Source organism: Streptomyces diastatochromogenes, assembly GCF_002242805.1.
Lineage (GTDB): Bacteria > Actinomycetota > Actinomycetes > Streptomycetales > Streptomycetaceae > Streptomyces > Streptomyces diastatochromogenes.
The window spans coordinates 218,326-229,094 of the sequence record NZ_MCGQ01000034.1; the positions used below are offsets into that span (position 1 = coordinate 218,326).

A 10,769-nucleotide genomic window follows, 5' to 3' on the forward strand; every position below is an offset into this window, starting at 1 on the left:
GCCTGACGCGTATGTTGTGCAGCAGTGTAGTGGCGTGCCGGAGGGCGTCTTACGCCTCTGCGGAAGGATCACCCGTCCGTGGCTGGACGGGATGGACAAAGGGGGCCGGAGCAGTCTGCCCCGACCCCCTGACGTGGGGCTTACGCCTCCTCGTTCACCCAGCTCATCAGCTTGCGCAGCTGCTTGCCGGTGGTCTCCAGCAGGTGCTCGGAGTCCTGCTGCTTGTACTCGTTGTACTTCTTCAGACCGCCGTGGTACTCGTCCATCCAGGTCTGGGCGAAGGTGCCGTCCTGGATCTCGGCGAGGACCTGCTTCATCTCGGCCTTGGTGGCGTCGGTGATGATGCGCGGGCCGGTCACGTAGTCGCCCCACTCGGCGGTCTCGGAGACGGACCAGCGCATCTTCTCCAGGCCGCCCTCGTACATGAGGTCGACGATCAGCTTCAGCTCGTGGAGGCACTCGAAGTAGGCGATCTCCGGCTGGTAGCCCGCCTCGACCAGGGTCTCGAAGCCGGCCTTGACCAGGGCGGAGGTGCCGCCGCACAGCACGGCCTGCTCACCGAACAGGTCGGTCTCGGTCTCCTCGGTGAAGGTCGTCTTGATGACACCGGCGCGGGTGCCGCCGATGGCCTTGGCGTACGACAGGGCCAGCGGGAAGGCGTTGCCCGTGGAGTCCTGCTCGACGGCGGCGATCGCCGGAACGCCGCGGCCCTCCTCGTACTGGCGGCGCACCAGGTGGCCCGGGCCCTTCGGGGCGACCAGGGCGACGTCGACGCCGGCCGGGGGCTTGATGAAGCCGAAGCGGATGTTGAAGCCGTGGGCGAAGAACAGCGCGTCGCCGTCCTTCAGGTTCGGGGCGATGGACTCCTCGTAGACCTGGGCCTGGATCGGGTCCGGGATGAGGATCATGATGACGTCGGCCTCGGCGGCGGCCTCGGCCGGGCTCACCACGCGCAGGCCCTGCTCCTCGGCCTTGGCCTTGGACTTGGAGCCCTCGTGCAGACCGACACGGACGTCGACACCGGAGTCACGCAGCGACAGGGCGTGCGCGTGGCCCTGGCTGCCGTAGCCGATGACCGCGACCTTGCGGCCCTGGATGATGGACAGGTCGGCGTCAGCGTCGTAGAACAGCTCGGCCACTTTGGGTTCTCTCCTTGGTGTGCAGGTTGTGCGTCCCACCGTATGCCGGTGAGGGGACGGAAAGTCTCGGGGTCTCGGCATACGGGCGACCGGCGCGGCGCCGACCGCCCGTATTCAGCCTTACGCGGATCGGTCGAGAGCGCGCAGCGAGCGGTCCGTGATCGAACGGGCGCCGCGGCCGATCGCGATCGTGCCGGACTGGACCAGCTCCTTGATGCCGTACGGCTCCAGCATCTTGAGCATGGCGGACAGCTTGTCGCTGGATCCGGTGGCCTCGATGGTGACGGCCTCCGGGGAGACGTCGACGGTCTTGGCGCGGAACAGCTGGACGATCTCCACGATCTGGGAGCGGGTCTCGTTGTCCGCGCGCACCTTCACCAGAACGAGTTCGCGCTGAACGGCCTGACCGGGCTCCAGCTCGACGATCTTCAGGACTTCGACGAGCTTGTTGAGCTGCTTGGTGACCTGCTCCAGCGGCAGGGCTTCGACGCTCACCACGATCGTGATGCGGGAGATGTCGGCGTGCTCGGTGACGCCGACGGCGAGCGAGTCGATGTTGAAGCCGCGGCGGGAGAAGAGGGCGGCGATCCGGGCCAGGATGCCCGGCTTGTTCTCCACCAGGACGGAGAGCGTGTGCTTGGACATTTTCTTCTGCGTCTCTCTCGCTCAGTCGTCTTCGTTGTCGCCGAAGTCGGGGCGGACGTCCCGGGCGGCCAGGATCTCGTCGTTGGAGGTGCCGGCGGCGACCATCGGCCACACCATCGCGTCCTCGTGGACGATGAAGTCGATGACGACGGGGCGGTCGTTGATGGAGTTCGCCTCTTCGATGACCTTGTCCAGGTCCTCGGGGCGCTCGCAGCGGATCGCGTAGCAGCCCATGGCCTCCGACAGCTTCACGAAGTCGGGGACGCGGGTGCCGGCGCTCGGCTGCTTGCCGTCCGCCTCCGGGCCGCTGTGCAGCACGGTGTTGGAGTAGCGCTGGTTGTAGAAGAGGGTCTGCCACTGGCGGACCATCCCGAGGGCGCCGTTGTTGATGATGGCGACCTTGATCGGGATGTTGTTCAGGGCGCAGGTGGTCAGCTCCTGATTGGTCATCTGGAAGCAGCCGTCGCCGTCGATCGCCCAGACGGTGCGGTCCGGCTGGCCGGCCTTGGCGCCCATGGCGGCCGGGACCGCGTAGCCCATCGTTCCGGCGCCGCCGGAGTTCAGCCAGGTGGCGGGCCGCTCGTACTGGATGAAGTGCGCGGACCACATCTGGTGCTGGCCGACGCCCGCGGCGAAGATCGTGCCCTCCGGGGCGAGCTGCCCGATGCGCTCGATGACCTGCTGCGGGGACAGCGAGCCGTCCTCGGGCTGGTCGTAGCCGAGCGGGTAGGTCTCGCGCCAGCGGTTGAGGTCACTCCACCAGGCGGTGTAGTCGCCCTTGTGGCCCTCGCTGTGCTCCTTCTGCACGGCCTGGACCAGGTCGGCGATGACCTCGCGGGCGTCGCCGACGATCGGCACGTCGGCGGCGCGGTTCTTGCCGATCTCGGCCGGGTCGATGTCGGCGTGGACGATCTTGGCGTACGGGGCGAAGCTGTCCAGCTTGCCGGTGACGCGGTCGTCGAAGCGGGCTCCGAGGGCGACGATCAGGTCGGCCTTCTGCAGCGCGGTGACGGCGGTGACCGCACCGTGCATGCCCGGCATTCCCACGTGCAGCGGGTGGCTGTCGGGGAACGCGCCGAGCGCCATCAGGGTGGTGGTGACGGGCGCTCCGGTGAGTTCGGCGAGGACCTTCAGCTCGGCCGTGGCCTGCGCCTTGATGACGCCGCCGCCGACGTAGAGGACGGGCCGCTTGGCGGAGGTGATCAGCTTGGCGGCCTCGCGGATCTGCTTGGCGTGCGGCTTGGTCACCGGGCGGTAGCCGGGCAGGTCCATGGTGGGCGGCCAGGAGAAGGTGGTCTTCGCCTGGAGGGCGTCCTTGGCGATGTCGACCAGGACCGGGCCCGGGCGGCCGGTGGAGGCGATGTGGAACGCCTGCGCGATGACCCGCGGGATGTCCTCGGCCTTGGTGACGAGGAAGTTGTGCTTGGTGATCGGCATGGTGATGCCGACGATGTCCGCCTCCTGGAAGGCGTCCGTGCCGATCGACTTCGAGGCGACCTGGCCGGTGATCGCGACCAGCGGCACCGAGTCCATGTGCGCGTCGGCGATGGGCGTGACCAGGTTGGTGGCGCCGGGGCCGCTCGTCGCCATGCAGACGCCGACCTTGCCGGTGGCCTGCGCGTAGCCGGTGGCCGCGTGGCCGGCGCCCTGCTCGTGGCGGACCAGCACGTGACGCACCCGGGTGGAGTCCATCAGCGGGTCGTACGCCGGCAGGATCGCACCGCCGGGGATACCGAATACCGTCTCAGCGCCGACCTCCTCGAGGGAGCGGATGAGGGACTGCGCACCCGTGACGTGCTCGACGGGGGCGGACTGCTGTCCTCCGGATCGGGGCCGCGGCTGCGGATGGGCCCCGGTGGCCTGCTCGGTCATCGGCATTCTCTTCTCGATGCTGAGGGTTTTTGCGAAGTTTGTGCGGTGTACGACTGCGGTACGACTGGTGCCTGTGCAACAAAAAACCCCTCGTGCCGTAGGGCAAGCGAGGGGAGCGCGCCGGTGTGGTCGCTGGGGATTCCGGATCGTTCTCCGGTCGTTCCCAGCTCAGCCGACGCGCTGTCCAAGTACGAGAATTCGGGTGCGCATGGCACTGACCCTCCCCCTGACGCGCACCACGTGTCAAGTGGGTGGGACGGGAGTCTCATTATGTGAACGAAGGGCACTGCCACCTCCGAAGACGGCGGACACACCTCCGGTGTACACCCCCGATCCCCCACCCGCGAACGCCGGCTCGGCCGGGGCGTGCGGCACGGGATAATGACCGGATCCGAGCGCCCGGCGCAGCCGGTACTCGTCCAGCGGCCCCGCGAACGCCATGCCCTGCCCGTGGGTGCAGCCCATCGCGCGCAGCGCGACCACCTGTTCCGGCAGGTCGACGCCCTCGGCGACGGACTGCAGCCCGAGATCGGCGGCGATGCGCAGCAGCCCGCTGGTGATCTTGTGCAGCCGCGCGGACTCCACGACACCGTCGACCAGGCCGCGGTCGAGCTTGAGGATGTCGACGGGGAGCCTTCTGAGGGCCGTGATCGCCGCGTAGCCGCTGCCGAAGCCGTCGAGCGCGATCCGCACCCCGAGCCGGCCGAGCACGGTCAGGCGCCGCTCCAGCTCGTCCAGGGAGGCCCTGGGGTCGGCGTCAGACAGCTCGACGACCAGTGCGCCGGGCGGCAGCCCGTGCCGGGTCAGCAGCGCTTCCACGGAGCCGAGCGGACTCGAGCGTTCCAGCAGCCGCCGGGCACTCGTGCGGACGCACACCGGCACCACGGTCCCGGTGGCGGCCCGCTCGGCGGCCCGCTCCACGGCCTCCTGGAGGATCCATCGGTCCAGCTCGGCCGTCTTGTCGCCGTCCTCGGTCACCCGCAGGAACTCGGCCGGGGTGAACAGCACCCCCTGGGAGGAGCGCCAGCGCGCCTGCGCGGAGACCGAGGTGATCCGGCCGCTCTCCAGGCAGACCACCGGCTGGTGCAGCAGCGCGAACTCGCCGTCGTGCAGCGCGGCGCGCAGCCGGGTGGCCAGCTCCGCCTTGCGTACGACGTCCTGCTGCATCTGCGGCTTGTACAGCTCGACGCGGCCCTTTCCGGCCGACTTCGCGCGGTACATCGCGAGGTCGGCGTTGCGCAGCAGCTCGCCCGCGCCGAGGCCGGGTTCGGCGAAGGCGACCCCGATGGAGGCGTTGACGCGGACATCGTTGCCGCCGATCGCGTACGGCTGGGAGAGGGTCACCCTGAGGCGGTCGGCGAGCTCCAGGATGTTCCGTTCCCGGGCGGCACGGTCACGGGTGCCGTCCCCGACGATCAGGGCCGCGAACTCGTCGCCGCCCAGCCGGGACGCGGTGTCCCCGTGCCGGACCGCGTCCTGGAGTCTGCGGGCGGCCTGGACGAGCAGCTCGTCCCCCGCCTGGTGCCCGATCGTGTCGTTGACGGCCTTGAAGCCGTCCAGGTCGATGAAGAGCACGGCCGTACCGCGCAGGGCGGCGCCCCGGTCGGTGGCGCGACGGCCGGACAGGGCCTGCTGGACGCGCTTGGTGAACAGCGCGCGGTTGGGCAGGTCGGTGAGCGGGTCGTGCTCGGCGTTGTGCTGCAACTGGGCCTGCAGCCGGACGCGTTCGGTCACGTCCCGGCTGTTGAAGATCAGGCCGCCGTGGTGCCGGTTGACGGTCGACTCGACGTTGAGCCAGCCGCCCTCGCCCGAGCGGAAGCGGCACTCGATGCGCGTGGTGGGCTCCTCGGGCGGGCTGGCGGCGAGGAAGCGGCGCACCTCGTGCACCACGCAGCCCAGGTCCTCCGGGTGGATCAGTGCGGCCAGTTCGGTGCCCACCAGTTCCTCGGCGGGCCGTCCGTAGACCCCGGCGGCGGCCGGGGAGACGTACCGGAGGATGCCGTTGGGCGCGGCGATCATGATGACGTCGCTGGAGCCCTGCACCAGGGAGCGGAAGTGGTTCTCCGTCTGCGCCAATTCCTGGGTGAGGGTGATGTTGTCCAGCAGCATGATGCCCTGGCGCATGACGAGCGCCAGCACGACACCACCCGCGGTGATCAGCACGACGTGGTCGGGCCGGCGGCCGTTGAGGACGTTGTACAGGATGCCCAGGGTGCACACGGCGGCGGCGAGGTACGGGGTGAGCGCGGCGAGGGAACCGGTGATCGGCCGCCCGGCCGGGTACCGGGTGTGCTCGCCGCCCGGCGCGGGCACATGGGGGTGGCCGGTGCCGCGCTGGCCGGGCACGTGCTCGTGGACCACGCGCGTGTGCCCGTCCGGTACGCGCCGTTCGTCGTCCTGTGCTCCCCGGCGCCGGGGGGCGGCCCAGGGGGCGTAGGCGAGCAGCAGTGAACCGGCGAACCAGCCCGCGTCCAGCAGCTGTCCGGAGTGGTAGCTGCTGTGCAGCAGCGGCGAGGTGAACAGCGCGTCGCACATCACGGTCAGGGCCAGCGCGCCGATCGCGGTGTTCACCGCCGTGCGGTTGCCCGGGGTGCGGCGGAAGTGGAGCGCGAGCACCATGCTGACGAGCGCGATGTCGAGCAGCGGGTACGCCAGGGACAGCGCGGTGTGCGCGACGCTCGGCCCGTCGAACCGGGCCGCCTGGGCGAGCGCGAGGCTCCACGACAGGGTGAGCAGGGAGCCGCCGATCAGCCAGGCGTCCAGCGTCAGGCAGATCCAGCCCGCCCGGGTCACCGGCCGTTTGGCGAGGACCAGCAGGCCCACGATGGCGGGCGGCGCGAAGCACAGGAAGAACAGGTCGGCGTAGCTCGGGCTGGGCACGGGGCGTTCGAGGACCACCTCGTACCACCCCCAGACCGCGTTGCCCAGGGCCGCCATCGCCGAGGAGAGTGCGAACAGCAGCCAGGCCGGCCGGAAGCGGACCCGCTGGCTGCGAGCGTAGAAGAAGCAGGAGACGGCGGCGGCGCCCGCCGCGGCGGTCAGCCCGAAGTCGCCCATGATCAGCGCGAGCCGGCCTGAACCCCAGTCGAACATGGACCCGATGACGTAGGCGCCGCAGACCACGGCGAGGACGAGCTGATGGACCAGTCGCCTCCCCTCGCCGACGGCCGGCGGACGGGGTGGCAGCGGGGCCCCCGGCGGGTGCGGTGCGCGCAGCGCGCCGTCGAGGGCGGTCGTCACGGAGGGCGGCGCGTTCACCGGGGCCTCCCGGACCGCGCCGCTCCCGGGTCCCGTGGGTCCCGGTGCGCATGCCTCCTGCGACCGCCCGGCCTGCGGTGGTGGCTGCTGTGATGGCTCGTGTGGTGGCCGCGTCTGCGCGCCGCCGTGCGCCAGGGTCGCCGTCGGCGGCTCCGCCGCGTCGGATCGTTCGTCCATAGGCCGTGCATCGCCCGTCGCCCCCCTCACAAATCTGAAATGTCCATCCCCGGCGCCGAACGTCACCGGCGCAGCCCCTGTCGGGACGATACACCAGTATCGTCACTCAGGGACATAGCTTCTCTACGCTCCGTGACGATCAACAGACAGGTGGGCACGGCCCGCGTACGGAAGATTGCGGAGGGTACCGGAACCGGATTACGCCCCTGTTGTGAGGATCACGTTCCGCAGGGGCTCCTGGTTCACGAATCGGTTCAACTGGTCCACGAGCAGCCGCTTGGCGCGCGGCAGGAAGGCCGACGTGGGCCCGCCCACGTGCGGGCTGATGAGCACGCCGGGCGCGTGCCACAAGGGGTGTCCGGGCGGCAGCGGCTCGGGGTCGGTGACGTCCAGGGCCGCCATGACGCGTCCGCTCTCCACCTCCGCGAGCAGCGCCTTGGTGTCGACGACGGCTCCGCGGGCCACGTTGACGAGCAGCGCTCCGTCCTTCATCCGGGCCAGGAACTCGGCGTCCACCAGACCCCGGCTCTCCTCCGTCAAGGGCGTGCAGAGGATCACGACATCGGCTTCCGGAAGCAGTGAGGGCAATTCGGTGAGCGGGTGCACCAGACCGCGCGCCGTGGTGCGCTGGGAGCGCGCGACGCGCGCCACCCGCGCTACTTCAAAGGGCACGAGCCGGTCTTCGACGGCGCTGCCGATGGCGCCGTAACCGACGATGAGAACGTTCTTGTCGGCCAGGGCGGGGTGGAACGCGCTCCGCCAGCGCTCCTCCTGCTGCGCCCGGACGAACTCGGGGATGCCACGCAGGGAAGCGAGGGTCAGGGTCAGCGCGAGTTCGGCCGTGCTCGCCTCGTGCACACCGCGCGCGTTGCACAGCCGCACGCCGGGCACGATCGCCGACAGCCGGGCGGTGACGTCGTCCACGCCCGCGGTGAGCGTCTGGATGACCTGAACGTGGGTCAGATGCTCCAGCGGGCGCACCTTGACCGGCCACCGCTTCATGTACGGCACCACGTACACGGCACAGTCGGCGGGGTCGCCGGGAAACTCCTGGTCGCCGCTCTCGCCCCCGTCCCAGAACAGGTACCGGAGCCCCTCGGGGAGCCCGTCGATCTCGTCCGGCGGGATGGGAAGCCACACGTCTGCACTCATGGCAGGAGGCTATGTCAGTCGTACAGGTGTGCAGAGGTTAGGTTGGGGTCCGGCACAGGGAGGTTCACGAGCAGGTGGAGCGCAGGACGATCGGCGCGGGGGCGCTCGCGGTGGGGGCCGTCGGACTCGGGTGCATGCCGATGAGCTGGGCGTACAGCGGATCCCGGCAGCGGGGCGACGAGTCGCTCAGAACCGTGCACCGGGCGCTGGACCTGGGCTCGACCCTCCTGGACACGGCGGACATGTACGGCCCGTTCACCAATGAGCTGCTGCTGGGACGGGTGCTGAAGGAGCGGCGTGCGGACGCCTTCGTGTCGACGAAGGTGGGGCTGCTCGTGGGCGAGCAGCACATCGTGGCCAACGGCCGTCCGGGGTATGTGAAGCGGGCCTGCGACGCCTCGCTGCGGCGCCTGCAGACGGACGTGATCGACCTCTACCAGCTGCACCGCGCGGATCCCGAGGTCCCGGTCGAGGAGACCTGGGGCGCGATGGCCGAGCTGGTGCAGGCGGGGAAGGTCCGGGCGCTGGGCGTGTGCGCGGTGGGTGCGCGGGGCGGGCGCCGCTCCGGGTCCCGGCTGCACGACACGACGCTGCGCCAGCTCCAGCGGATGCAGCAGGTCTTCCCGGTGAGCGCGGTGCAGGCGGAGCTGTCGGTGTGGTCGCCGGAGGCGCTGGACGGGCTGTTGCCGTGGTGCGCGGCGCGGGGCGTGGGCTTCCTGGCGGCGATGCCCCTGGGCAACGGCTTCCTGGCCGGCACGCTCATCCCGGGCGAGGGCTTCGAGCCGGACGACGTCCGCGCCCGCCACCCCCGCTTCACGGCGGAGATGATGGCGGCCAACCAGCCGATCGTCGCCGGTCTGCGGCGCGTCGCCCGGCGGCACGGCGAGGACGTCACCGCGGCCCAGGTGGCGCTGGCCTGGGTGCTGGCCCAGGGCCGCCAGGTGATCGCGCTGCCCGGCACCAAGCAGCGGCGCTGGGCCGAGGAGAACGCGGCGGCGGCCGCGCTGCGGCTGACCGCACAGGACCTGGCGGAGGTGTCGCGGCTGCCGGTGGCCCAGGGATCCTGGGACTGACAGGGCGAGCCTGTCGCCGGATCACCGCCTCGAAGGGACCATGATCGTGCAACGTCGAGTTGTGACGGCCGTGTCGGCCGCGACCGCGCTCCTGCTCACGGCGGGCTGTTCCGCCGGCAGCGGTGGCTCGCCGGACGGTCGCGGGAGTACGACGTCACCGGGCGCCGCCGCTTCCTCCGCCCGGGCCACGGAGTCGGCCGCTCCGGCCGAGGGCGCGGTGAAGGTGCTGCGCACGGTGGCCGAGGGCCTGAAGTCACCGTGGGGCCTGGCCCCGCTGCCCGACGGCGGTCTGCTGGTCTCGTCCCGTGACGAGGGCACGATCGTCCGGATCGACGAGAAGACGGGCCGGAAGACCGAGCTGGGCCAGGTCTCCGGGGTCTCCCCGGCCGGGGAGGGCGGCCTGCTGGGCATCGCCCTGTCGCCCGACTACGCCTCGGACCACATGATCTACGCCTACTTCACCTCGGCCTCGGACAACCGCATCGTGCGGATGCTCTACGACACACAGAAGCCGGCGGGCGAGCAACTGGGCGCCCCGGACACGATCTTCAAGGGCATCCCCAAGGGAATCATCCACAACGGCGGCCGGATCGCCTTCGGCCCCGACGGGATGCTCTACGCCGGCACCGGCGAGAGCGGCAACCGGGGCCTCGCGCAGGACAGGAAGTCCCTGGGCGGCAAGATCCTCCGGCTGACCCCGGAGGGCGAGCCGGCCCCGGGCAACCCCTTTCCCGGGTCCCCGGTGTACTCGTACGGCCACCGCAACGTCCAGGGCCTGACCTGGGACTCCAGGCAACGCCTGTTCGCCTCGGAGTTCGGCCAGGACACCTGGGACGAGCTGAACGCGATCAGGCCGGGCGGCAACTACGGCTGGCCGGACGCGGAGGGCAGCTCCTCGAAGCCCGGCTTCCAGAACCCGATCGCCCAGTGGCACACCGACGACGCCTCCCCGAGTGGCATCGCCTACGTCGACGGCGTCATCTGGATGGCCGCCCTCAAGGGCCAGCGCCTGTGGCGCATCCCGCTGCAGGGCACCAAGGCCTCGGCGGCCCCCCAGGCCTTCCTCACCGGCCAGTACGGCCGCCTGCGCACGGTGGTCGCGGCGGGCGGCGACAAGGTGTGGCTGGTCACGAGCAACACGGACGGGCGGGGGACGCCGAGGAAGGGGGACGACCGGGTGCTGGAGGTGGAGGTGAAGTAGCTCCCCGGCTCATCCGTGGCTCACTCCTAGTCCCCCGGCTCCTCGTCCTCCGGCTCCGCTTCCGGGGAAGGCGGACCGGGGCGGCGTACGACGACCTTTCCCGAGGCGAGGTCTATGGGTCCCCGGCTCGGGTCGTTGTCCCCGACGTCCTCCCGGGTCAGCTCCAGGCGCTTCTCTTCGTCATGGGTGTGCTTGCGACTGGGCGCGAACAGTTCCTCGAAGGCGTTGAACACGGCTTCTCCCCCTTGCCGG

At 70.7% G+C, this 10,769-nt stretch carries 8 protein-coding genes; 2 read left to right on the top strand and 6 right to left on the bottom strand.

The window, feature by feature from the left end; genetic code table 11:
* Positions 1-140 precede the first annotated feature (140 nt).
* The 5 genes from ilvC to BEK98_RS34095 all read right to left on the bottom strand — a co-directional run bounded on the left by ilvC (position 141) and on the right by BEK98_RS34095 (position 8,243).
* On the bottom strand, positions 141-1,139 hold the full coding sequence (gene ilvC / locus BEK98_RS34075) for a ketol-acid reductoisomerase (RefSeq protein ID WP_094220586.1): 999 nt from the start codon (positions 1,137-1,139) through the stop codon (positions 141-143).
* A 120-nt stretch (positions 1,140-1,259) separates the two neighbouring features.
* Positions 1,260-1,784 carry an acetolactate synthase small subunit gene (gene ilvN, locus BEK98_RS34080; RefSeq protein WP_094220587.1) on the bottom strand — a complete coding sequence of 175 codons (525 nt, stop codon included), beginning with the start codon at positions 1,782-1,784 and terminating at the stop codon, positions 1,260-1,262.
* Positions 1,785-1,805: 21 nt separating this feature from the next.
* Positions 1,806-3,656, bottom strand: a complete 1,851-nt coding sequence (locus tag BEK98_RS34085; protein ID WP_208643310.1) for an acetolactate synthase large subunit — start codon at positions 3,654-3,656, stop codon at positions 1,806-1,808.
* Between the two features lie 243 nt (positions 3,657-3,899).
* Positions 3,900-6,914, bottom strand: coding sequence for a putative bifunctional diguanylate cyclase/phosphodiesterase (locus BEK98_RS34090; protein ID WP_167444321.1), 3,015 nt, complete (start codon positions 6,912-6,914; stop codon positions 3,900-3,902).
* Between the two features lie 375 nt (positions 6,915-7,289).
* On the bottom strand, positions 7,290-8,243 hold the full coding sequence (locus tag BEK98_RS34095) for a 2-hydroxyacid dehydrogenase (RefSeq protein ID WP_208643311.1): 954 nt from the start codon (positions 8,241-8,243) through the stop codon (positions 7,290-7,292).
* A gap of 74 nt (positions 8,244-8,317) precedes the next feature.
* Between BEK98_RS34095 and BEK98_RS34100 the strand changes: the two genes are divergently transcribed.
* Together BEK98_RS34100 and BEK98_RS34105 are read left to right on the top strand one after the other, a co-directional pair.
* Positions 8,318-9,316 (top strand): aldo/keto reductase, encoded by a 999-nt coding sequence (locus BEK98_RS34100; protein WP_094220591.1) that lies wholly within the window; start codon positions 8,318-8,320, stop codon positions 9,314-9,316.
* Positions 9,317-9,356: 40 nt separating this feature from the next.
* Positions 9,357-10,517, top strand: a complete 1,161-nt coding sequence (locus BEK98_RS34105; RefSeq protein ID WP_094220592.1) for a PQQ-dependent sugar dehydrogenase — start codon at positions 9,357-9,359, stop codon at positions 10,515-10,517.
* Between the two features lie 26 nt (positions 10,518-10,543).
* Here BEK98_RS34105 and BEK98_RS34110 read toward each other — a convergent pair whose 3' ends face one another.
* Entirely contained in the window at positions 10,544-10,750 is a 207-nt protein-coding gene (locus BEK98_RS34110) for a DUF6191 domain-containing protein (RefSeq protein ID WP_094220593.1), read from the bottom strand.
* Positions 10,751-10,769 lie beyond the last annotated feature (19 nt).

Coding starts and splice junctions, on each gene's coding strand:
- ilvN (WP_094220587.1), bottom strand. CDS start 1,784: ATGTCCAAGCACACGCTCTCCGTCCTGGTGGAGAACAAGCCGGGCATC.
- BEK98_RS34085 (WP_208643310.1), bottom strand. CDS start 3,656: ATGACCGAGCAGGCCACCGGGGCCCATCCGCAGCCGCGGCCCCGATCC.
- BEK98_RS34095 (WP_208643311.1), bottom strand. CDS start 8,243: ATGAGTGCAGACGTGTGGCTTCCCATCCCGCCGGACGAGATCGACGGG.
- BEK98_RS34105 (WP_094220592.1), top strand. CDS start 9,357: ATGATCGTGCAACGTCGAGTTGTGACGGCCGTGTCGGCCGCGACCGCG.